Genomic DNA, 23,310 nt, shown 5'->3' on the forward strand with positions numbered 1-23,310 from the left:
TGTAGTTCTTCAGATGTCAGAGATTTAATTAAACTTAACGGTAGTGGTTGCTGACTAATTTTATTAACATAATCTTGACTCAAATATGGAAGGTAACTTGGCTGTTGGGCAACATAGCTTTCAAAGAAAGGAATACTTAAATCTTTAACATAACGACGTGCTAAGGCTGGACTAGGGCCAATTGCTTCTGTAGGAACAGGTATGGTTCCATTAGGTGATTCCGCTATAGTAGAAAAGTGTGTCCCACCATTGATAATTATTAAATACTTGTTTGGAGTTGTTAACCAAGTAAAAGGTTGAATTTGTTCTAGTAAAGCAGGAGCAACAGTATCAGAACTACCAGATATAATCATCACTGGAATTTTAATTTGGCTGAGGCTAGCTTGACCAAAAATACTACTATCAACTGGATTAATTGCAATTGCTGCTTTTATCCTTGTATCCGATAAGTTGTATTCAGTATTTGGTAAATTGAGAGCCAAACATTGAAGTACAAGTGAAACATTTAACGTATCTTCAAAAACTGGACAGTCGGCTTTTAATTGCTTAAAATTAATCTTTGCACCTGCTAACGCTAACGCCGTATATCCACCAAATGATTGACCTAATACACCAATTTGGTCTAAATTCAAGCGTCCCTGAAATGTTAGATTAGACTTTGATAAACGAGTGAGTTCATCTAGTAAATATTTAATATCTAAAGGTCTGTCAATAAGTTCTCTAGGCTTAGTGACTCTATCTGCTGTACCTGCTAATAATGCTTGTAGTTGTTTTGAATCACTACCAGGATGTTCTGGAACAGCAACCACAAAACCATAAGATGCTAGATGTTCAGCTAGATATGCAAAACTTGTTCTGTCAGAACCAAGTCCATGCGAAATGACAATTATCGGACGAGGAGTTTGAGTAACTGGTAGGTAAATATCAGCCGGAAATTTTCTGAGACGCGATATATCATTAAGAATGATAGTTTCCTTTAAGAAATGAAAACTTCCAGGTTTTTCTAAGTCTAATACTGGAACCATATTCAATGCAGAAGTATTGCTTGCCTTCTGTTGGGATTGTTGGTTAATAAGTGCTACTGCACTTTGAGTTTGATTAACTAAATCCTGTAAAGCATTTACAATTTGTAAGCTCTGATTTAAATTAATTGAAATTGCCCTTGCCGGAAACTTGCGTAATACATTTAAAAGCGTAAAATCTTTTTGATCTGCGGCTGATAAAATCAGTGCCGCTCGGATTGCATAAAAGCCTGACAATCTAGATTCAGTCTGAATAACTTTCCCCAATTTTTGTAATAATCGTTCACCAATAGGTGTATAAAGAAACTGCGAAACTTCTACTTGATTTAAGGGAATGCGAGTTAGTAAAACTTTGCGTAGTTGAGTTAGTTGCTTTTTGTCTATATACTGACTATATCCAGATAACTCATTGTCTATTTTGCCTGTTTTAGCATAGGTTTCGAGCGAACTAATTGGGACAGATTCTTCTAAGAGACCGTAATTAAATTTAATCCGCTCTGCACCGAAAGCCGGATAAGCAGTTAACACAGGTAGCAACCCTATACTCAAAATTCTCAAAGTCCATTTCAGCCAAATAGTTTGTTTACCTATAAGATTAGTCATTACACACCACTTGAGATACTAATTCATTACGCAACGAGAAAGTTGGCTGATCGCGGTCTTGGGGGTTTCCCCCATGAGCGACTGCCGCGCAGAGAACACAGAGAGAGGAGAGATTAAGAGGATTTTTGCGTCAGTTTTGGAATATTTTTTTATTTGGAAGTCTCTTAAATAACTAGGAAGCAGGACTGACTATTTTTCCATCTGATTGCGTCAAGACATCATTACTAGCTGGTTGCGAATACTCCTCTTCAGTTTGACTTATTAAACGTAAGTTGAGCAGGTTGGCGATCCAAGGAGCTGTTAAACCTTGGAAAAAAACTGTCATTATAATTGTCAAAAATACTAAGGCTTTAATTGAATCACCACCATTAATACCCTGCTTTGTAAGTGAAACTGCAAACAAAGAAGCTAAAGAAGCAGCTACAATTCCACGGGGAGCAACCCAAGATAAAAATAACTGCTGTTGCCATTTTAAACCTTGATTCCAGGTAGATATTAAAATGTCAATGGGACGCACTACCACCATTAATACTAAAACTGTTAGAACACTACCCCAACCTAATGCGAAAACACTTGCAATTGATAAGTCTGCTGCTAACAAGATAAACAAAACAGAATTAGCTAAAATGCTCAACTGTTCATTAAATTGACGCAGTAAAGACTCTGAAGGGAGGTTACTAGCTTTTAAAACTATCCCCATAACTACAGCAACTACTAGACCAGATTCACTACGCAGAACCTGTGCCAAACTAAATAAACCCCAGACACTAGCTAAAACAACAAGATTTTTTAACTCTTGGGACAGAAATTTATCCTGTTTGAGAAGTTTAGAAAGCAACCAACCTCCGCCTAAACCAATAGCTGCGCCTATACCCAAACGCAAAACCAAGCCCTTAACTAAAATGAGTGGCTGTACATTTCCACTCAAAACAAAGTGAAGCACGATCACAGCTAAAATTGCACCAATTGGATCGATAAAAACACCTTCACCTTCTAAAAGCGTTGAAACTTGTTTTTCTACACCAATTTGTTTGAGGAGCGGATTAATAACTGTTGGGCCTGTCACAACTACCAAAGAGGCATAAAGAAAAGCAATTGGCCAAGGAAATTCACTTAACCAGTGTGCAGCTATTCCAGCACCTACAAAGGTAATTAGTACTCCTAAAGTGACAAGATTGCGAAGACTGGTAGAAACCTTTTTTAACTCTCCTAGCTGTAGATTTAAACCACCTTCAAATAAAATCAATGCCACTGATAGGGAAACCACAACTTCTAAACCAACACCTAATAAAGATGGATCTAAAAAAGTCAAACCATCTCGCCCCAGAAGAATCCCGAATAGAAGTAGCAAGACGATGCTAGGTATATGAAAATAACCAGCTAAAACTTGAGCAGCAATACCAGCTACAACAGTTACACTTATCAAAATCGTAATAGGCAAGGATTCTTCCATAAAAGAGTTTAGTTCGTACTGCTGTACAACCTCCTATAATCTGATATCTGGCACTTAGAAAGTATGGTATCGATATTACTACGGGTTCTTATCATCCTTTAGAAAGATATAAATTGTGAATAGCAACGTCAGGTGAAGAAACGGCAAGCAATACTTAACTTTTTAACAGGATTATGCTTAGTAGCGTAGGCGTAGCCCTTCGTAGACATCGCTTTACCCTAAATGGCAATAGATATCCTGTCTGTCATTGGGACATTAGAATCAATCGTAGTGGTTTTGAGTAAGCCTTAGCTAAAGCGACAGGATTGCTCTATAGTCGGAGTCTCTTCAAATTGCACCATGATTAGAACAGCCGGCGCATCGCCTACTGTTCCAGATAAGTGACCCTTATGACCTTGCGCGTCAGTTTTCGTACCCTGGTCTTCTCCAAAGGAAATTTCGCCAACACCCATCTCGACTCGCTGGCCGTCCATAGTTTCCACAAACCAGCATCCCGATAGTGGAATGATCCACTGGGGCTTGGGGTTTTCATGCCAGTTGCCAACCCATCCCACAGGTAGCACAGTAAAAGTGATTGTAGCACCGGACTGCTTCAAATTAGAAAGCCACTGCGGTGAGGTATCCGGGGCTATGCCTTTTTCCATGAAGTCTTCAATTTGACAACGGGATTGGTGACTTATACCGTCTTTATCAATCCAGACGTGCCAGTAGTCAATTGTCGGTGATTGGTTATTTTGCATAAAAATGGCTCTTTTTGATCCGAAATATATTGTCAGGCGATCGCTATTATTCGATAATGCTTGGTTGCACTGGTCTAATCCTGACAACTAATCAACTGCAACCGTATAATTGCGGTCTTCCCATCTACTACTTTCAATCCAGAAAAAGGTAAAATTAATTGGCTTTTGCTGGTTATCAGAAACAGGAATATCTACAAAATTTACTCCTAATTTTGTAGAATTAGAAGGCGTATCTTTTATGGTTTGCCAATTATCATCTGACCAGTGCAACTGGAAAGATGCTAAAGCATGAATTCGCAATGTATAACCTTTTTTAACTTTGTCTATTTGACGGTTAAACTTCCAAATTTCCAATGATTTACACTCTTGTCTTTCGCCTAAATAGCGATTCGCCACCTCTGGGATAAAATCAAATACCTGACCGTCATGATTTGACCGTAGCAGTTTAATGTACTCTGAGTGCGCCCACATTAAAGGCATCGCCGAACCTGTTGGTTTTCCTAAATACAGATGGTCTTCAGGTTTATCTGTCTCATCCCAAACCTGTTCGGGTAGCAAACAAGTATCTGAAGCAAATTCTTCCATCGCCTTGATATATGTTTTGACATCGCCGCCAACAGCTAATTCATAATGTCCTCGTTCTCCTGTTAAGAGAGGCCAAGCGCGTCCCTGACCATAACCGGTATAAGGACTGCCGTCTTCTTGCTGTCCGTAGCCGTCGTGGTTGTAACGATGCCAACAAGAACCAGCAGGTGTATCTACTTTTAATACTGCATCAATTACTTTGACGGAATCAACAATAATTGGGTCATTTGGTGAACGAATTCCATAGCGTACTAATTGCAAAAACCCGCCATCAACAATTTCCTTGGCGGGAAATTCTGCCGGTTCACTAGGAGGTTGACTGCTGATGAAAAGAGTTCCTTGGTTAGGATTTTCGTTGGGTTGAGGATTATTAATATCTGTAGGAGTAATCCGAATGTAATGGCGTTTGATGTCAGAAACTAAAGTTCCTTCAGTTGTAACTGTCCAAGCTTCGATGTGAGATTCTAAAAAATCGGCGTATTCTTCAATGAATTGTGCTGTTGCTTCATCCCCACGTTCACGAACAAATTGAGCCGCGCAGATTAAGGCGGCAATATTGGATGCTAATGTTGATGGTGAATAACCACTATTTTCTTCCCAGCGTTCTTGTTGAGTGGCTGGGCCGTGACGAATTAAATAACCCGCCGCGCGTAAAATCATCGGATAAATATCAAAGTTTAAGCAATTCTTCTGTTGGTGCAATAGCCATGCTAATAGAATGGGAAATGCCACCTCATCAAGCTGGATACCTGTCCAATAAGGTTTACCATCAACCCAGAAATTTTGGGGAAAACCGCCGTCTTCCTGCTGACTGGTGGCGAGATAAATTAGCGATCGCACTGCTGTATCTGTTTCGCCGGCAGCCACTAAACCTGCTACACTGCTAACCATATCCCGCGTCCAGACAAGGTGATATCCGCCTTGATCTTGGTCGTCTTTGGCTTCACCCCAAGGAATCGCCAGGGAAGCGATTAAAGCACCTGGGTAAACTTTGTCTTCATGTGCCAACAACAAACTAATGCTGTTGTGATACAATTTGCCATTATCATAAGAAGTATTTTCTAATGAGTGGATATCGTTGCGCGATCGCTTCCACTGTTCGTTATATAGCTGCTTCTGCTGTTCAAAGGGAATATTCAGCGACTGAAACAATGTGGAAATTGCGTTGTGCAGACTAGTGCCAAATGCCAGTCCTAAAGTAAACTCTTTATTACTATCTAAATTTAGTTGTCCAGTTAGAGCCAGGTTGCCATCCACAGCACTGTCAAACTCCCAATCCATCTGAAAATTATCAGCTAAATCTGTCCAACCATCACTTTCACCGACGTAGCCACAGGAAACACGGGTAAAAGGAATTGTTGCACCCAGCGCCAGCCAAGTTCCTCCTTTTTCGGCTACGAGAAGCTGATGTCCAGCTACTTGTACCGCGTAACCATTATTACCTCTACCACTAACTTCTAGATGCGGCGCACATAAAGCGTATAGCTGGAGTTGAGAAATAAAGTCGCGATCTCCTGTTAATTTCGTGTGTTGTAAAATACAGGATAAATGCGGATCGGCAATTACTTCTTTGATGATAGAATAACGCCCTTGGCGATCGCAATTAGTAATGCGGTATCCTAAACCATGAGTCCACATTGGTTCAACTTTTGATTCCAGATGGCGTTTCTCTTCGTGAAAAAAGCTTTTTCCATCAGAAATTAAATATTGCAAATCCCGAACTTGAGGTTTATCTACTGTGGGATGATAAATTTCAGTGACAACACCGTTCCAGATGGTAAACCAAATCTTACTTGAGGTAGAGTAAGCTGTGCCGACACCATCTTTATTAGCATGAGTCCATCGAGGATCGATACCCGGTGAACCAAAAGCTTGTCCTTGTCCAATTATCTTGATCATACTTTATGCTTTTGAGTGCTTTTTGAAAAAACTGTATGTACTTAGGCGCAAATAAATTAAAGTTTGTAGTCGGGACTTTAGTGCTGATAATATTTGTTTTCAGCGATGAATCGCTCACTACGAACTAGGATTTTCTTGATAAGATTTGCGAGCAGCAGTTAAGGATTTAGCTTCAATAAAAATTTGTTTGATCTCAGGATGCTTTTGGCGAATGTTTGCTTCCAAACTTTCTACAGTTAAAGCTATTTCTTCACCTGTAAGATTGTTAGAAAATTGAATTTCTAAGTTGAGCAATACTTCTTTTGGAGCAAGTTGCATTGTTAACACCCGGATAACTTCTTTCACTCCTGGTTCGGTTTTTGACAAAGAACGGATATTAGCTATAGTTTGAGGATCGGCGCTCTCACCAACTAATAATCCTTTACTTTCTCTTGCTAGTACCACTGCTACTATAGCTAAGATAATGCCAATAATAATTGAGGCAATACCGTCAAAATAAACATTATCAAAGAGATGTCCTAAAAATATTCCTATTAAGGCAACAATTAAACCTAAAATAGCAGCAGAATCTTCAAATAATATTGTCAATACTGTGGGGTCTTTACTGCTTTTGATTGCTTGCCAAAAATTTTGTTTTCCCTTGGTCGGCAAAAACTCTTTTAAAGCTACAGTCCAAGAAAAACCCTCTAATATTATTGCTACAAATAACACAATATAATTCCACATTGGGTCTTCTAAAGGACTGGGGTTAATTAAATGAGTAATTCCCTCATAAATTGACATCCCGCCACCAATGGCAAAGATGAGGATAGCAACGATGAAAGTCCAGAAATAAAGTTCTTGACCGTAACCAAAGGGATGGCTATCATCTGCTGGTTTTTGGCTTCTGGTAATTCCTAGTAAAAGTAATAGTTGATCGGCAGTATCTACAACTGAATGAATCCCCTCAGAGATCATGGCGGAACTGCCAGTAATGGAAGCAGCGATAAATTTAGTAATAGCGATCGCTAAATTCGACCCCATCGCTGCAAATATAGTTTTTCTAGATGAATTAGTTGCCATGAGCGTAGTTTGTAGTTCGTAATTCGTAATTAATATTGCTTGTTTTTGACAAATTGTTATAACTATCCATAAACTCGTAATTCACCTTCTAAAAAAGTAACTTCCCAGTGGGTTTGTTCTCCCTCGCGCCAAAAATGCAATGACACTTTCGCAGGTTTTGATTATAAACCAACCTTTCAGAACTTATGACATAGACTACTAGTCTCCAGTCCCTTGTCTAGCCATTCTCCGTAAAACCTGGATATAAAGTCATGCCACCATCTACAAACATGGTTGTACCGTTGATATAATCAGAATCATCAGAAGCCAGCCACACTGCTGCTTTGGCAATATCTTCCACTTCCCCAACCCGTTTTGCGGGAATCAATTTTAGTAACTTTGCCTCGGCTTGTGGGGTGTCCCAAGCTGATTTGTTGATGGGAGTTTTGATAGCACCAGGGGCAATACTATTAACACGGATTTTATGGGGGGCAAGTTCTTGAGCAATACTTTGCATCATCATATTAATACCGCCTTTACTGGCAGCATAATTAACATGACCTGCCCAAGGAATTACTTGATGCACTGAACTGATACAAATAATTTTGCCTGCGGCACAAGATATATCAGGCTTCACACCACGACGCAAGAATTCCTTTGCGGCTTCCCTAGCACACAAAAATTGCCCTGTGAGATTCACCCCAATTACTGTATTCCAATGGTCGAGGCTCATATCTACAAAAGCTGAGTCTTTTTGCAGACCTGCATTGTTTACCAATATGTCAATAGTTCCAAATTTCTGGAGTGTCTGCTTAAACATCTCTTTTACTTCGTCTTCCTTACTGACATCGCCTTGAATAGCAAAGGCTTCACCATTATTAGCCTTAATATCATCGACAATCTTTTGGGCTTCTTCAGCTTCAGAATGGTAGTTAATTGCTACTGCTGCACCTGATAAAGCCAAATAACGAGCGATCGCTTCACCAATGCCAGAACTAGCACCCGTTATCAGTGCTTTTTGACCTTTGAGCAGGTAAGGGGAATAGATCATAATAATACTTTCTCAGAATTTTTATTGACAAAGTTTGAGGATCGCTGATATTGAAAACTTATGATTGAATCCAAATTGAACTAATCTGTTAGAAGTTTAACTTTTTCTAAAACTTACAAGTTGTGCTTATGTGTTTGACTTTTGAGAACGATTTTTGTGATTCTGGCATCACTCTAGACGTTTTTAAGAATGAATACTTCTAGCCATTGGAATAATAAATATCTCTACCTAAAGAGCTATTAAAATTTCATAGCGATTTCATTATTGGATGGAAGGAATCTTGTGTCCGCTGGGTAAATCGGGGTAGAAAGAACAAATTGAAATGTAGATTGATACATACTGCGTTATAAAATATGACACATGACGCAAAAAGCATCTGCTGAGAACTTAGGATCTGAACTGCTGCAAACCATCGACACCGAAGAGATTGCAGATAACTCAATGCGTCGGACAGTAGAAATATTACTGAACCTGATAGAGCAGCAACAAGTAGAAATCAAAGAGCTACGAGAAGAAAATCAAAAACTGCGGGACGAACTATATCTGAGAAATGTAACATTGAATCTAAAACTTATCAAACTTGTTCTCTTTGGTTAAATTAAAATTTTCAATTATTAGAAATTGCTTACATCTTTTGAAATAAACTTATCTTAATATAAGCAATTATCAAAAATGGCAAATTCTAGGGATACAGACAATGGATGGTCTCAGTTAACTCGTGGCGCACCTTTGGCAGTAATGCTTGCGGCTGCGCTCTACATCCTATACCAACTTTTGCCAGTATTACAACTGGTAGCTATTGCTGCATTAATTGCTTTAGGTTTGCGAACACTACTGCGGTTTTTGCAAAAGCTGGTTAAATCACAGGATGCTGCTGTTGTGTTATTAATTGGATTGATCTTAGGCTTTGGCGTATTACTTGCTACAGTAGTCATACCTAGTGCCACGTTTGAGGTTCAAAATTTACTAATCACATTGCCAGCTTATCTCAATAGATTGACGGGAGATGTTGAGCAACTGCGGCAAAAATTTACCTTTATTCCTGATATTTCCCTATCATTAATACAATTACGTAACTTTATCAACCAGTTATTAGGTGGAGTACCTGTTTTTTTAGGTCAAGCCTTCAACTTTACACTGGAGTTGCTAGCAACACTTATTCTAGCGCTATATATGGCTTACGACCCTGATTCTTTGGTAAATGGTGTTTTACGGTTAGTACCCCGCAGACATCACCAACGGTTTAAACGAGTCCTCGATGCTTGCCAATTCAGACTACGCGGTTGGATTTTTGGTACAGGAATTGCCATGATATTTCTTGGTGCAGGAGCCGCCTTGGGACTGTGGATTTTGGGGATTCCGTCAGCGCTTGCTTTCGGCATTATTGCGGGTTTATTCGAGATTATTCCTTACTTTGGTTCCATTGTTGGTACTTTTTTACCAGCATTAGTCGCACTGAGCATTTCACCGATAAAGTTAGTATTTGTTCTCATACTATTTTTAGTTCTGAATCAGATAGATGCTCATATTGTTCAACCATTAGTGATGGGACAGCAAGTTAATATACATCCTGTAATGGTGATTTTGACGTTTCTTGTTATGGGCAAACTATTTGGACTTATTGGGGTGCTGCTTGCAGTTCCAGCGGCCGCGATCGTTGTTACATTCATCGATGAATTCACCCGTAAGGAGTCGGAAACAGAAGTGCCTCCAGCATAAGTCCAAATTAGACTGTATTCTTGGAAGCTAATATTCCCGCACTTGCGATCGCTGCTAGCGTTGCAAGTAATCAGCTAGCTCTTTACGCTGAGGGATTTAATCAAAACCTCAAGGCGGAGAAATCCAACTCACTTAAAACTAATTTGGTTGTCTCACCACTATTAAACACATCCGACTCGCACAGATGTAGTTGCAGCCTCAGTGCGGTTAGTTACTCCTAACTTATTTAGTACCTGGCTGACATGATGTCTGATGGTAGAAGGACTAAGTTTCATCCGTTGAGCGATCGCTTCATTACTCAATCCTAAAGCCAAAAGTGTTAACACCTCTTTTTGTCGCTTGCTCAATTCATAGACGGATTGGGATGATGGTTTACTCGGTTGCAGCAACGCCTGAATAACCTCTTGTGTCAACATAGAACGACCGAGCGCAGCGGCTCGCAGGGTATTTGCCAACTCATCAATCGAGATACCCTTGAGTAGGTAGCCAATGGCTCCAGCTTGCATTGCTTCCTGTACTGAGTCATTCTCTAGAAAACTCGTCAAAATTAAAACTTGAATTTCTGCGTATTTTTTGCGGATAGCTCTCGTTGCTTCTACCCCATTCATCCCCACCATCATCAAATCCATCAGTACCACATCTGGCTGCAACCGTTCGCACAAATATACTGCCTCATCTCCATTACGGGCTTCACCCACTAATTCAATATCATCAAAAGCCAGCAAAAGAAATTTTATACCTCCCCGTAAGATTTCATGATCGTCAACAGTAATGACCCGAATCGGTTTGACTGATTTATCTTTTTCCATATTTAAATAGTGGGGCATTAACACCATTTTTAATGCATTTATATTATCCTTTTAGTCTTCCATTTTCAGTATTTATACGTGAGATTCTTAATCTTTAATTTTTTATTTCCCATGAGTCAATCACGGGAAAATTCCACAACATAGGATCGAAATCCGTCTTTTACAAACAAGTCAGTAAAAATAAACATAACTCTACTGCAAAAAGTAAATATATCTAAAACTCTTACTAATGAGCAATCCAAAAGAAAAATGACGAGCTTAGTAGTTAACTTTATTTATACCCAATTACTTAGATCATGTCCGCTTGATTGCTTATTAGACCCGAAGAACCCCACCCCGCCAAAGCTGTGCTTTGTCTCCCCTCCCCGCAAGCGGGGAGGGGATTAAGGGGTGGGGTTCTTTTCTTATGGGTAATTTAGCGGACATGATATTACTCCTTACTTCTTATTCAAAACAGCAGTTGAGCAACTGAGAACAATCTCAGTCCCGTTCCCTGCATAGCTTGACAAATGGAAAGTAGCGTCAATCGACTCAGCCCGTTCTTTCATAATTGCGATTCCCAGATGACCAGATGGTATTTTACTGGAGTCAAAACCACGGCCATTGTCGCTAATATGCAAAACTATCTTTTGTGAATTGCCGTAGAGTCTGACTGATACTTGCGTTGCTTGGGCATGATTAATAATATTATTTAGTGCTTGTTGCGTAATCCGGAAAAAGACAAGCTTTACCTCATTAGACAAAGGCCGATCGTCTTCTACCGTTGTTATTACCTGTAAACTTGCCCTTCCTTGAATTGCCTTAGTTAACTGCTGTAGTAATTCACCTAATGATTTCTCTGCTAAACCATTAGGACGCAACTCCATTAGTAGATTCCGCATTTCTGCTAACGCCCCTTGTGTGAGTTGGGTAAGTTCTTCTAATCCCTGTTGGGCTATCTCTGGGTTGCGTTTCCACACTCTAGGTAAAGCTTCGGCAATTGTTGCCACAGTAAACAATGTCTGCGATACTGAATCGTGTAAGTCGCGGGCGAGACGATTTCGTTCCAATTCCACAGCAATCTTTCGTAGCCGTTCGCTTTCAATCAATTGTTCGCGCAGTTTCACCGCTTGGATCAAGTCCTTGGACAAGCGCAGACTCATAATTACGACAAAGGACAGAAATCCACATTCAGCTAGGTATACAGATTTTATCTTCTCCAAGTCTATTAGGCGATCGTGTTGAATGGTTCCTACCAAAATCGCAAAACTCAGACACAGAATCACTGCTGCTTGCTTCTCACCACGCCGATATTGAAGGTAACAGGCCGAAAAACAGAAAATGACATTGCTGGTTAAAGCTAATAATTGAAAATTGAATAGGGGATTGATTGTACCTTCTGGGTGAGTAATCGATTCGCCCCAAGGCAAAGAAATGCTTGATAGTGTGGTGACATGAGAGTAGAGAATCCCTGTAGGAGAAATTTCGTTAATTAATAGGGAGATGAAGTACAGGCTATTCAGTACCAAAATTAAACGCACTGGCTTAACTTTAGTATACACAGCCACAAACCAGACAGTAATAATGCCGTAAATATATCCTGAAGAAGTTACCAATTTTTTGGCATTTATATAATTTTCCACATCTGCGGCTTGATATTGGGCTATCAGGGCTAAGGTATAAACAAAAGTTAGCAAGCAGCTTAACCCAAAACAGAAGTGCAGCAAGGGTTTTAATCGCCCAGAAGCAATTAGCAAGTGTAAAAGACCAACATATAGGCAAATGCCAGCAAATATGCTTAGAACAATTGGAATAATAGTCATTGCCTAATTCTATGAAATTTATTGCATTGACATGCACCTTTATTGCATTGACATGCACCTTTATTGCATTGACATGCACCTTTATTGCATTGACCTGCACCTTTATTGCATCGACATGCACCTTTATTGCATTGACCTGCACCTTTATTGCATCGACATGCACCTTTGTTGCATTGACCTGCACCTTTATTGCATCGACATGCACCTTTGTTGCATCGACATGCACCTTTGTTGTATCAACCTGCACCTTTGTTGTATCGACTTGCAAAAAAGAGTTTACCCGAATGGCAGACAGGATTTTAAGTGCTGAAACAGCGATCGCCTATCTTTGAATCAAGATAAGTATTAATTATATAGGACAAAGATCCTAGTCAAAACTTGGATCTTTGTCCGATGCGGTCGTTGGGGCGATCGCTATATAATTTATGACACCAACAATTTATCGCAACTCATAGCAAGATTTTTGGCATCGCCTCGCCTGTGCAATCAAAACGCACAAATGCAGAAGCTGATATGCCATTCAGTAGCAAAACTAATTAACCGTAATGACTGCCAAAATCCACTTTATCTCTGGCTTACCCCGTTCCGGTTCTACCTTACTCGGAGCCTTACTGCGGCAAAATCCCCGATTTCACGCCAGTATGACAAGCCCCGTTGGTAGTTTGGTGAACCGAATGCTAGAAGCGATGAGCGAAGAGAATGAATATTCTGTTTTCATCACCCCAGAGCAAAAACGGGCGTTAACCTTAACGATATTTTCCACATTTTACGAACCTCAAGCTGAGAAAGAAGTCATCTTTGACACTAACCGCTTGTGGTGTAGCAAACTCTCCTTAATCCGCGAACTATTTCCTGGTTCCAAGGTAATTTGCTGCGTGCGGAATATGGCTTGGATTATGGATAGCATCGAACGGTTAATTAGGAAAAACGCTTTTGATGTGTCGCGGATGTTTAACAATCCTGGTGAACGCTCGACAGTTTATACCCGCACCGAAACCTTGAGTCAAGGAGGACGATTAGTTGGGTTTGCTTATAACGCCCTCAAAGAAGCGTTCTATAGCGAATATAGTGCGTCTTTACTGTTGGTGGACTATGACTTATTAACCCAAGCACCTGATAAAACCCTATCGCTGATTTATCAATTTTTAGAAGAAGAACCCTTTGAGCATGATTTTGCCCATGTGGAATACGAAGCTTCCGAATTTGATAATCGGCTGAATACTAAGGGATTACATCAGGTGCGTCCCAAAGTCGAGTTTCAACCGCGAGTCACAATTTTACCGCCGGATTTATTTGCTCAATATAATGGGTTGTCTTTTTGGCACAATCCTAGCAATAGTCGAGCAAATATGATTGTCGCCCAGCCAATAGAAGCGGCGAGTTAATAAAGCGTTGAATGTTCCCCTTTCCTCTCAGGCTGCAACTTGATTGCATCGGCTTGCACCTTGATTGCATTAACCTGCAACTTAGTTGCATTGACATACAACTCAATTGCATCGACTTGCACCTTAATTAGATCGACATACAACTTAGTTGCATCGGCTTGCACCTTAATTAGCGCTCTTTTATGACTCTGATGAAAGAAAAAAATGTAGGTTGGGTTGAACTTTAGTGAAACCCAACAAAACCAAGGATTTTTCGTGTTGGGTTTCGTTCCTCAACCCAACCTACTCGTAAATTTATCAAAGCCTTAACAATCAAGGGTTATAAATTTTTATTTAACGAGAGTAATAGAAGAGCGTTAGATCGGCTTCTTATTTACTTAACACCAAAGGAAATAAATCAAATGGCAAATTTCATCGTTAACCAAACCACTGATGACGGCAGCGGAAGTACTACAGGCACTCTCAGTTATGCAATCCTCCAAGCTAACCAACTGGGAGGGGATGACACCATTACCATCAATAGCGATGTCCGTGTCACTGGGGTAGTAAAGACGCTGGTGAACAGCAACATCACCATTGTGGGCAACAACCACAGCATCAGCGGCGATGCCAATGACAACGGCATCAACGATAACGGCGACGTGCGCCCCTTGTTTATCTTGTCGGGAACCGTCGGTATCTCCAATTTAACCATCACCAACGGACGAGCTAAAGGCGGAGATAGTGCCGGCGGCGGTGCCGGACTGGGGGGCGGCTTGTTCATCTATGATGGCAATGTATCTTTGAGCAATGTGGCTTTTAGTAATAATGCAGCACAAGGTGGCAGCGGCGACGGCGGCTTCAGCTTCGGCGGCGGCGGACTGTTTGGCAATGGCGGCCGCGGCCTCGACGGCTACAGCGGCGGCGGCGGCGGACTGTTTGGCAATGGCGGCTCTTACAACGGCGGCTACGATGGTAACGGCAACTACGGCGGCAGCGCCGGCAACGGCGGCTTCGGCAGCGCCGGCAACGGCGGCTTCGGCGGCGGCGGCGGCGGCGGCGGCAGCAGCGGCTTCTTTAGCGGCGGCAGCGGCGGTGCTGGCGGCTTCGGCGGCGGCGGCGGCTTCAGCTTCGGCGGCTTTGGCGGTGCTGGCGGCTTCGGCGGCGGTGGCGGCAACGGTGGCGGCTATACCGGCAATGGCGGCTATACCGGCAATGGCGGCAATGGCGGCTACGGTGGCGGCTTCGGCGGCTTCGGCGGCTTCGGCGGCTTCGGCGGCTTCGGCGGCGGCAACGGCGGCGGCAACGGCAGCAACGGTGGCGGCGGCGGCGGTGCTGGACTCGGTGGCGGCATCTTCATCCGCAGTGGTTCTTTAACCCTCAACAACACCAATTTTACCAATAACACAGCTATAGGCGGCACTGGGAATAACTCAGGTCAAGGCTTAGGTGGGGCAATCTTCATCATGCAGTCCACCACCAACACCAACGGCAACAACCAGGGAATGCCCACTGTCCTTGGCACCGTCGCTTCTGTCGGTAATCCCACCTTTAGCGGCAACAGTGCGGCTAACGATGCAGGGACAACCACCAATAATAATGATATTTACGGCACGATTAACGTTACTTCCGCAAACAATCCGCCAACCGCAAATAATGATACGGCTAGCACTACGGAAGACCAAGCTGTTGTGATTTCAGTCTTGGCTAACGATACTGACCCCGATGCGGGAGATACCCTCACCGTCAGCGCAGTCAACGGCAATGCTGCGGTTGTGGGCAGTCAAATTACCTTAACTTCAGGTGCTTTACTCACCCTCAACAGCAATGGCACCTTCGCCTACAACCCCAACGGTCAATTTGAATCTTTAGCTGCTAGTGCCACTGCCAGCGACAGTTTTACCTATACCATCAGCGATGGTAGCCTCACCAGCACAGCCACAGTTAACCTAACCATCAACGGCGTTAACGATGCACCCGTTGCAGGTGATGATTCTGCCAGTGCTAATAAAAATACGCCGACTACCTTGCTGTTTGCTGACTTGTTAGCAAACGATACCGATGTTGATGGCGGCGCTTTGAGCATCACTGCTGTGAGTAACGGTGTTAACGGTAGTGTCACCTTAAATGGCAGTGGCAATGTCGTCTTTACTCCCACAACTAATTTCACTGGCAACGGCAGCTTTAACTATACCGTCAGCGATGGCAATGGTGGCACAGATGTCGGAATGGTAACTGTGGCAGTCGGGGCAAATCTGAATGGTACTAACAATAACGATTTCCTCAACGGCACTCCAGGCAATGACATCATTAATGGCGGGAATAGTCAAGATACGCTCTATGGCAATGGAGGTAATGACTTCCTCGACGGCGGGAATGGTGATGATAAGCTCTATGGCGGTGACGGCAACGATACCCTCTATGGCGGCAATGGTCAAGATACACTCTATGGTGATGCAGGTAATGACAAACTCTATGGCGACAACGGTGACGACAAACTTTATGGCGGTGACGGTAATGACAACCTTCTAGGAGGTAACGGTCAAGATTTACTTGTCGGCGGTGCGGGTAACGATTTTCTCAGAGGCGACTTGGGTGATGATAACCTAACTGGCGGTACTGGTAGCGATATCTTTGTATTGGAAAAATCCGCAGGTAGAGATACGTTTACCGATTTTAGTTTAGGTCAGGGCGATAAAATTGGCTTGTCTGGCTTGAGCTTCAATCAGTTGTCTTTCTGTGGTAATCAGATTAGCTTAGGCAATCAAACTTTAGCAATACTGACTGCCTTTGATACTACTACTCTGACTCAGAGCAATTTTATCTCCGTTTAATTGTGTTGGGTGGGCAAATGTTTGCCCACCCCGACTGCAAGTTTGTTGCATTGGCTTGCAACTTTGTTGCATCGACCCATACAAAAGAGTTTACCCTCCAACAGACAGGGTTAAACGATCGCTTATCTCTTGCCCAAGAACTGCATAAGTATTAATTATATAGGACAAAGATCCTAGTCAAAACTTGGAGCTTTGTCCGATGCGGTGATTGGGGCGATCGCTATATAATCCATTGCGTCCATGATTTCAGACAAAATTAGTCGCTACATCTGTGTAATCAATTCAAAAACAAAATGAATAAAATCTGGTCTCGCAATACTTTATTATTTAGTTCAGTTTTGGCAAGTACCTTACTTGCGACTCCTAACGTTGTTAGAGGTGAAAACTTCTCCGTACCGGAAACTGTAGCGAATACAGCACGTTGTCGCCTCAACGTCACTGGTTCTTATTTGACAACAATCTTCAACCAAGATGGCAGCACTAGCTCGCGTGGAGTGATTACACTGACCGCAGATGGTAACTTTTTTGTCGTTGACTCCAGTCAAGGTGGTGTCACCAACGTCTTTAATCCCTTTAGTAGTGGACAAGGCGCTTGGAAGTGTGATGGAAAAACTGGGGTAAGTGCTAGGTCTATCACCTTTGCTTTTCCTGGAAGCACCGGAGCCACTGGTAGCATTGCTCGCTCTGACTATCAAGCCAGCTTTAATCCCCAAACCCAGACAGTAGAAGGGACTATCACACTGCGCTTTTTCGGACTCAATGCTAATCCGTTGTTAAATAATGTCCCAGCCGTAGGAACATTCAAATTCTCAGGGCAACAAATCAAAGCTAATTAACCAGGACTTACGCAAAAAGGCAGTGAAAGCCTTGATTTACCGTAGGGGCAATTCATAAATTGCCCCTACATTTTGTACTTGATGCGTAAGTCCTATTAACCTTTGATATTATGTCCGTTTGATTGCTTATTAAACCCGAATAACCCCACTCAACTGAGAACCGCTATACTCAATTACTTCTTATGGGGTGGGCGACACAAGTGCCAGCCCCACAAGATTAGATAATTTATTTGTTGGAAATCCCTTATCTCTTAGAAAGAACGACGACGGGGCGCTATATTACTCTGTAATGCTTGCCATGTCAGCGCTCCTACTCTACCATCACCAACTATTCTGTGCGATCGCTATTCTCTAATATTTCTAAAGTCTTCAGACAAATACTTTTAAATACGTTTGTTAAACAATACCTTTGCCAATTTACGAGGGTTCAACGCCTGTGGAAACGTTATGAATACGTCCCAAAGAAGTAAGCTTGGCAAAAATCTGGGTTAATAAAATAGGCTCAGGCATTTCCGGAAGCATTTTTAAAATTTCACGAACATATCGAAAGCCACGATAATGAGTCTTAAGGTCAATAATGCCGGAGTCGGGATTAATCGGAAATGAGTGTCTTTGGTCGACACTTACTAACGATAATGTAAAGAAAGATAGTCCTGATATTGGTTTACTTACTAGGCTGGAAAAGAATCTATCCAACCCATAAGTATGTTTCCCTGATTTGCTGACTACAACTTCGTCTCCTGCAAGCAAATATACCTCATTTGCTCGAAATAAATGCTTGCGGAAAAATAGCCAAAACAACGTCGCCCAAGGAATTACTGTATGAAAAAACCGCAACATCGAAGGGTAACTACCACCAATGCCAGCCCAACGGGAGATTCCCAACATCGTGACTTGGCCGCTCATTGCTAACATGGCCATGATCATCTGGTTCATTCGGCGCATCGTTGTAGCGTTGATCTGCGGTAGAAGGCATTGTAACAGTGATAGGATGTCGAACATGGGCGAATTGTGGATTTTGAGTTGTCGTTTGGGAAGACAACAACTCTACTACAGAGCGCCCTCTCTCTTCATACTCTTTTTTTGGCAACGGTATTGTTAAAGGTATCATTTTTACTCTCACCGTGACAATGAACGTCGCTATGACTGTGAAGGTGGAGCGCCACCAGCATTGTGGTTAATCGCTCCACCTTCAGTTTATAAGCTCGGTTCTTGGTGAATTGAGCTAGTCTTCCTTTTCTTCCATCAGGTGTTTCACTTCATCACGAGAAATTTTGATTTTCTGACCATCAAACTTAGTCAGATTGAAGAAATTATCTTCGTTAAAAGTAAGTGATTGTTCTTGCAACACGCCAATTGCTAGCTGTTCACCCAGTTTCACGGACTCTGTATAATCACTGCGCCAGTGAACACCAGCACCATTACGAGCGATGGAAATATTGGCAGCAATCTTATTCAACTCTCCACCAACCGTCATCTGTCCTGCATCAGCGCCATTGTAATCACATAGTTCCGTACCTTCAGCATTAGGAAATACTGGTTTAGGAATCACCCAAGCCTCATCAAACCAAGCTTTCAGAATAGTGACGCAAGCACCTGCGACGGTAGCATGTCCAGCGCCGTAGGCGGGGTGGGTGGGAGAACCTTCCGGGAATGCTATTGGTAACAAGTAAGTACCATAGCGGCTGTGGACTTTTTCAAGGGCGCTGGTGCGGAAAACTTCATCATTAATTGGATATTTTGCACGGCCAGTCAGTTGATTATGAATTAGTCCACCAAATGCTTCTGGACGAAAGCGGCGATGTACATACCACTTTTGGAACCATACAGCTTTCAAAGCTCTGGTTGCTACCTCAGTCACCAAACTGAGAACATGAGGATCGCCAAAAGTCCCAAACCCGATTTGAGTTTTAGAATTTTTGTAAGGATTTCCCTCATCTACAGGAGCTTTCAGTCCCAACAAAATCAAGCAAGCGTTGAGGTAAGCTTCATAGAGAGCATCAACATGGACGTATTGACCGATATCTCGCACATTACGGATATGGCGGCATTTGGTATTATCGAAAGCATCTTCTTTCGCTTTGCCGCCGTTTTGGATATTCAACCAAGTTTCATAATCAGTCAAGTAATTGATATCTCGCTGTACGGTTTTTTGCTTTTGAGAAATCGTTAGGGAACCGTAGGGAATATCCTTGAGCAAGAACTGGGAGATATAGGGGCCTACTAAGTCACCAGCATGAATACCTCGGAACAAAGTAGCTGGTGTGACGCATCCAGCAACTTTCGGGCCGTGAAAATCAGACAATTTGGACAAATCTGCTGCGGCTTCGGCAACTAGGGGATCGTTTGCATAATCAGTGAAGTTGATATCTCGCAACAGTGCCATCCAGTAGAGTTCTACCATTTCCCCAGAGTTTTCGGCTGAGTCAATGCGGGGTGCTGGAGGAATAGCCAATGCATGGCCGTCGGGGCCTTCTAGATCGAAACCCAAGCCTGCTTGGGGATTGGTCAATTTGTGACCAAGACTTAGCTCAATAGCTGCAAAGTCTTGTGGTTTGCCACTTCCAAGGGCTTTGAGTAGAGATTTGTAAGCTTCTGGCTTGACTTCTCCAAGTTCATTATGTGGTAAACCCTTAGAGAAATTTGCAATGTAGTTGGGATTTCCATCTGCGCCGCGATAGTCTTGTTGTTCGCCATTGCAAACATGATCCGCCGCACCTCGATTAAAGGCAATTTGTGCTGCTTGACGACGAATTGATCGAGATGATTTCCGACGTTGTTTGTTGTTTTTAGGGCCAAGTTCTTGGCATTCTTGGCGAGAAGGACGCTCTTTATTCATAATAAATTCCTTTTATGAAGTTAATATGTGGTGGTCATATGCATATCTACCGATCGCAATTTGAAGATTTCGGAAAACCTGACAGATTTTTTTAAATAGGAAAGCGGTTTTTACGTAGACGAGTTTTTCCTGGAGTCCAGCCTAGAAAATTTACACGAGGTTTGAGAGGTTGAGCAGGAGTAACAATCGGTACTAAAATCTTGAGTTTGCTTAAACTCATACTTTGTAATACGTCTCTAGAAGGGTTATGGATCAGTTTGGTCTTCAACAGACGTACTAAATACGAGACAAAATCTGGAAAACTTTTCATCAGCTATTGTTTAACTTAGCTGACTCCGAAACTTGTTAATACTAATAGTTAATAGAAGAACAGCAAAACAAATCAATGCTAACACATTTAACCACAGCACATCTAAACCAACTCCTTTGAGTAAAATACCTCTAACAATGGTGATGTAATGACGAAGTGGATTAAAGAGAGAGAGAAATTGAAATAAAGGAGGCATAGCTTCAATCGGAGATATTGCTCCAGAAGTTTGGATCATTGGTAAATTTATAAAGAACGATGTGAGTAACACTTGTTGTTGAGAACCACAAATAGTTGCCAACATAATGCCCAAACTAATCCCCACAAAAACATACATACTTGATAAGGCAAAAAATAGCAGGAAGCTACCACGAAATGGTACGCTAAAGACGACTGTTCCCAAAGTTAAAGCTAGTAGCACATCTCCCATAAGCAAGAATGCTAACGGGACAATTTTAGCTAATAAAATTTCCCAATTACTAGAGGGAGTCATTAATAATTGCTCTAAAGTTCCTGTATCTTTCTCGCGCACAACAGTTACTGCTGATACTAATGTGCCGATTAGTGTCAGGACTAAACCCATAACCCCTGGTACGAAAAACCAACTACTTGTGAGTCCGGGATTGTAAAGAAAAACGACTTCTGTCGAAACTGGTGTGCTGACTTTATTCTGTACCAAACTGAGATTATATTGTTGAATAATCTGATTGATATAGTTAGCAGCAATGCCCGCCGTATTTGCATTTACTCCATCGATAAATATTTGAATTTCTGCTGATTTATTAGCTAGTTGACGGGGAAAATCTGGTGGAATTATTACCCCTACATCTAGCTTACCTTCTTCTACTTGGCGGCTTAAATCTTTTTCACTGCTTGGTACAGATTCTAAGTTAAAAGTGTGATTGGATGTCATTGCTGAAACTAATTCCCGACTGGCGGAGATATTGGCATAGTCAATTACACCCAGTCGTAAATTATGGACATCCGGGTTAAGTGCAAATCCGTAAAGCAATAATTGTACTGTTGGTGGGACAATTAATAAAACAATCAATTGCCTGTTTCGCAGAATTTGATTAATTTCTTTACGAACTAATGACCAAAATGGACTATCAAATAATTGCCAAATTTTCATATATGTTTAATGGGTAATGACTATTGCAATCCTATTTAGTATTTTTTAAACGAACCGCAGAGACGCAGAGGGCGCAGAGAAAAAGAGATGTGAACATCTTCTTTAGGATTGCTATATTGACTATTGACTAATTTGCATCCGACTTAAAAGCCGACGTGCTACATTGAAAAATACCAATCCCAAAACTGCAAGCATAAGTAAGTCAAACCAAACTCCTGTCCATCCTGTACCACGTACAAAAGCATCACGGGTGACATCAATGTAATAACGGGCAGGAAATAGGTTAGGTGTTAGTGAAAGGGGAAAAGGAATATTACTGAGGGGATAAATAAAACCAGATAGCAATAAAGATGTAATAAAACCAACAAGAGAAACAATTTGGACTGCGGAATTTTGGTTATCGGTGCGTACACCTATAAGTAAACCAAAGGAAACACTATCCATCAAGAAGAGTAGAGTTCCTAGTAATAAAGTAATGGGGTTACTAATTACGCCGATATGAAAAATTATTGACCCTAATCCCATAACTATTAAAGCTTCACTAATAGCAATTAGCAGGTAAGCTAGTCCTTTTCCAAGTAACAGTTCAGTGGCACTAATGCTAGAAGCATAAACTTGTAAAATTGTACCTTTTTCTTTTTCACGCACCATTGCGATCGCAGTTAGCAATGAGGGAAAAATCCACAAGACTACACCAAAGGTTCCTGGCACAATATACAGCGACTCCAATCTACCAGGGTTAAACCACAAACGGACATGTGGTGTAATAATACTTGTATCTGATATTAGTCCTTGGTCTTGCATAAAGAAATTAGTTACTCTTTGAATGCTCCCTCTAATTACACGTGCATTATTAACATCTGTGGCATCGATTAATACTTGCACCTTTGCATTTCTACCAGCTTGAATATCTCGACTGAATTGGGGAGGAATAATTACTGCGGCTTTAGCAATACTCTTATCAATTGCATCGCGTACTGGATTATTACCTGACCATTGTTTAGGTACAAATTGATTAGTGGAATACAACCTCTCAATATAGCTTCTGCTCAGGTTTGTCCGGTCAAAATCCTGGACAATTAGGGGAATATCTTTACTCTCTAAACGAATCGCAAACCCAAAAATTATTAGAGTCAAAAACGGCAATAAAAATGCTAAACCTAAAGTTAAGCGATCGCGCCGAAATTGCGCTATTTCCTTAATACATTGAGAAAAAATTCTTTTCATTGCGTTATGCACATAATAGCTAATTTATACAAAGTGTAATTCTAATT

General features: G+C 41.7%; 17 protein-coding genes and 2 pseudogenes. 5 read left to right on the top strand and 14 right to left on the bottom strand.

Annotated elements, in window-relative coordinates:
• Window positions 1–14 precede the first annotated feature (14 nt).
• The 6 genes and pseudogenes from V7K55_RS04325 to V7K55_RS04350 all read right to left on the bottom strand — a co-directional run.
• A pseudogene (locus tag V7K55_RS04325) lies at window positions 15–1,625 on the bottom strand (alpha/beta hydrolase); the annotation flags it as partial.
• 172 nt (window positions 1,626–1,797) lie between these two features.
• On the bottom strand, window positions 1,798–3,078 hold the full coding sequence (locus V7K55_RS04330) for a cation:proton antiporter (protein WP_334828563.1): 1,281 nt from the start codon (window positions 3,076–3,078) through the stop codon (window positions 1,798–1,800).
• Window positions 3,079–3,365: 287 nt separating this feature from the next.
• On the bottom strand, window positions 3,366–3,818 hold the full coding sequence (locus V7K55_RS04335; protein WP_334828565.1) for a cupin domain-containing protein: 453 nt from the start codon (window positions 3,816–3,818) through the stop codon (window positions 3,366–3,368).
• Between the two features lie 87 nt (window positions 3,819–3,905).
• On the bottom strand, window positions 3,906–6,302 hold the full coding sequence (locus tag V7K55_RS04340) for a glycoside hydrolase family 15 protein (RefSeq protein WP_334828567.1): 2,397 nt from the start codon (window positions 6,300–6,302) through the stop codon (window positions 3,906–3,908).
• Window positions 6,303–6,419: 117 nt separating this feature from the next.
• Window positions 6,420–7,364: a cation diffusion facilitator family transporter gene (locus V7K55_RS04345; protein WP_334828569.1), complete on the bottom strand. Its 945-nt coding sequence runs from the start codon at window positions 7,362–7,364 to the stop codon at window positions 6,420–6,422.
• Window positions 7,365–7,581: 217 nt separating this feature from the next.
• Window positions 7,582–8,394: an SDR family oxidoreductase gene (locus V7K55_RS04350; RefSeq protein WP_334828571.1), complete on the bottom strand. Its 813-nt coding sequence runs from the start codon at window positions 8,392–8,394 to the stop codon at window positions 7,582–7,584.
• Between the two features lie 360 nt (window positions 8,395–8,754).
• Between V7K55_RS04350 and V7K55_RS04355 the strand changes: the two genes are divergently transcribed.
• Window positions 8,755–8,991 (top strand): hypothetical protein, encoded by a 237-nt coding sequence (locus tag V7K55_RS04355; protein WP_334828573.1) that lies wholly within the window; start codon window positions 8,755–8,757, stop codon window positions 8,989–8,991.
• Between the two features lie 75 nt (window positions 8,992–9,066).
• Window positions 9,067–10,113, top strand: a complete 1,047-nt coding sequence (locus V7K55_RS04360) for an AI-2E family transporter (protein ID WP_334828575.1) — start codon at window positions 9,067–9,069, stop codon at window positions 10,111–10,113.
• Between the two features lie 161 nt (window positions 10,114–10,274).
• Here the strand turns inward: V7K55_RS04360 and V7K55_RS04365 are convergent, their stop codons facing one another.
• Together V7K55_RS04365 and V7K55_RS04370 are read right to left on the bottom strand one after the other, a co-directional pair.
• Window positions 10,275–10,940, bottom strand: coding sequence for a response regulator transcription factor (locus V7K55_RS04365; RefSeq protein ID WP_334828577.1), 666 nt, complete (start codon window positions 10,938–10,940; stop codon window positions 10,275–10,277).
• A gap of 419 nt (window positions 10,941–11,359) precedes the next feature.
• On the bottom strand, window positions 11,360–12,724 hold the full coding sequence (locus V7K55_RS04370) for a sensor histidine kinase (protein ID WP_334828579.1): 1,365 nt from the start codon (window positions 12,722–12,724) through the stop codon (window positions 11,360–11,362).
• Window positions 12,725–13,269: 545 nt separating this feature from the next.
• On the opposite strand from V7K55_RS04370, the gene V7K55_RS04375 reads away from it, so the two are divergent.
• On the top strand, window positions 13,270–14,109 hold the full coding sequence (locus V7K55_RS04375; RefSeq protein ID WP_334828581.1) for a sulfotransferase family protein: 840 nt from the start codon (window positions 13,270–13,272) through the stop codon (window positions 14,107–14,109).
• Here the strand turns inward: V7K55_RS04375 and V7K55_RS04380 are convergent.
• Complete coding sequence (locus tag V7K55_RS04380) at window positions 14,106–14,273, bottom strand: hypothetical protein (RefSeq protein ID WP_334828583.1); 168 nt, start codon at window positions 14,271–14,273, stop codon at window positions 14,106–14,108. The two genes, V7K55_RS04375 and V7K55_RS04380, sit on opposite strands and share 4 nt — an antisense overlap.
• Before the next feature lie 237 nt (window positions 14,274–14,510).
• Here V7K55_RS04380 and V7K55_RS04385 point away from each other — a divergent pair, with 237 nt between their 5' ends.
• Window positions 14,511–16,922: an Ig-like domain-containing protein gene (locus V7K55_RS04385; RefSeq protein ID WP_334828585.1), complete on the top strand. Its 2,412-nt coding sequence runs from the start codon at window positions 14,511–14,513 to the stop codon at window positions 16,920–16,922.
• A gap of 293 nt (window positions 16,923–17,215) precedes the next feature.
• A complete protein-coding gene (locus tag V7K55_RS04390; protein ID WP_334828587.1) occupies window positions 17,216–17,758 on the top strand; it encodes a hypothetical protein in 543 nt (180 codons plus the stop codon).
• Between the two features lie 594 nt (window positions 17,759–18,352).
• Here V7K55_RS04390 and V7K55_RS04395 read toward each other — a convergent pair.
• The 5 genes and pseudogenes from V7K55_RS04395 to V7K55_RS04415 form a co-directional block, all read right to left on the bottom strand.
• Window positions 18,353–18,760, bottom strand: a pseudogene (locus V7K55_RS04395) (transposase); the annotation flags it as partial.
• Window positions 18,761–18,983: 223 nt separating this feature from the next.
• The gene (locus V7K55_RS04400) at window positions 18,984–20,597 is read right to left on the bottom strand and encodes a vanadium-dependent haloperoxidase (RefSeq protein ID WP_334828591.1); all 1,614 of its coding nucleotides are present in this window, start codon (window positions 20,595–20,597) and stop codon (window positions 18,984–18,986) included.
• 91 nt (window positions 20,598–20,688) lie between these two features.
• Window positions 20,689–20,907 carry a hypothetical protein gene (locus V7K55_RS04405; protein WP_334828593.1) on the bottom strand — a complete coding sequence of 73 codons (219 nt, stop codon included), beginning with the start codon at window positions 20,905–20,907 and terminating at the stop codon, window positions 20,689–20,691.
• A gap of 10 nt (window positions 20,908–20,917) precedes the next feature.
• Complete coding sequence (locus V7K55_RS04410) at window positions 20,918–22,036, bottom strand: ABC transporter permease (RefSeq protein WP_334828595.1); 1,119 nt, start codon at window positions 22,034–22,036, stop codon at window positions 20,918–20,920.
• Window positions 22,037–22,156: 120 nt separating this feature from the next.
• Window positions 22,157–23,263 carry an ABC transporter permease gene (locus tag V7K55_RS04415; protein ID WP_334828597.1) on the bottom strand — a complete coding sequence of 369 codons (1,107 nt, stop codon included), beginning with the start codon at window positions 23,261–23,263 and terminating at the stop codon, window positions 22,157–22,159.
• Window positions 23,264–23,310: the final 47 nt, after the last annotated feature.

The sequence above is a fragment of the Nostoc sp. genome, from assembly GCF_036919895.1.
GTDB lineage: Bacteria > Cyanobacteriota > Cyanobacteriia > Cyanobacteriales > Nostocaceae > Nostoc.

What these genes read in the sequence shown, in the direction of transcription:
- V7K55_RS04330 (WP_334828563.1), bottom strand. Translation starts at nt 3,078, where the DNA reads ATGGAAGAATCCTTGCCTATTACGATTTTGATAAGTGTAACTGTTGTA.
- V7K55_RS04360 (WP_334828575.1), top strand. Translation starts at nt 9,067, where the DNA reads ATGGCAAATTCTAGGGATACAGACAATGGATGGTCTCAGTTAACTCGT.
- V7K55_RS04390 (WP_334828587.1), top strand. Translation starts at nt 17,216, where the DNA reads ATGAATAAAATCTGGTCTCGCAATACTTTATTATTTAGTTCAGTTTTG.
- V7K55_RS04370 (WP_334828579.1), bottom strand. Translation starts at nt 12,724, where the DNA reads ATGACTATTATTCCAATTGTTCTAAGCATATTTGCTGGCATTTGCCTA.
- V7K55_RS04385 (WP_334828585.1), top strand. Translation starts at nt 14,511, where the DNA reads ATGGCAAATTTCATCGTTAACCAAACCACTGATGACGGCAGCGGAAGT.
- V7K55_RS04345 (WP_334828569.1), bottom strand. Translation starts at nt 7,364, where the DNA reads ATGGCAACTAATTCATCTAGAAAAACTATATTTGCAGCGATGGGGTCG.
- V7K55_RS04400 (WP_334828591.1), bottom strand. Translation starts at nt 20,597, where the DNA reads ATGAATAAAGAGCGTCCTTCTCGCCAAGAATGCCAAGAACTTGGCCCT.
- V7K55_RS04355 (WP_334828573.1), top strand. Translation starts at nt 8,755, where the DNA reads ATGACGCAAAAAGCATCTGCTGAGAACTTAGGATCTGAACTGCTGCAA.
- V7K55_RS04415 (WP_334828597.1), bottom strand. Translation starts at nt 23,263, where the DNA reads ATGAAAAGAATTTTTTCTCAATGTATTAAGGAAATAGCGCAATTTCGG.
- V7K55_RS04410 (WP_334828595.1), bottom strand. Translation starts at nt 22,036, where the DNA reads ATGAAAATTTGGCAATTATTTGATAGTCCATTTTGGTCATTAGTTCGT.
- V7K55_RS04365 (WP_334828577.1), bottom strand. Translation starts at nt 10,940, where the DNA reads ATGCCCCACTATTTAAATATGGAAAAAGATAAATCAGTCAAACCGATT.
- V7K55_RS04350 (WP_334828571.1), bottom strand. Translation starts at nt 8,394, where the DNA reads ATGATCTATTCCCCTTACCTGCTCAAAGGTCAAAAAGCACTGATAACG.
- V7K55_RS04405 (WP_334828593.1), bottom strand. Translation starts at nt 20,907, where the DNA reads ATGAAAAGTTTTCCAGATTTTGTCTCGTATTTAGTACGTCTGTTGAAG.
- V7K55_RS04340 (WP_334828567.1), bottom strand. Translation starts at nt 6,302, where the DNA reads ATGATCAAGATAATTGGACAAGGACAAGCTTTTGGTTCACCGGGTATC.
- V7K55_RS04375 (WP_334828581.1), top strand. Translation starts at nt 13,270, where the DNA reads ATGACTGCCAAAATCCACTTTATCTCTGGCTTACCCCGTTCCGGTTCT.
- V7K55_RS04335 (WP_334828565.1), bottom strand. Translation starts at nt 3,818, where the DNA reads ATGCAAAATAACCAATCACCGACAATTGACTACTGGCACGTCTGGATT.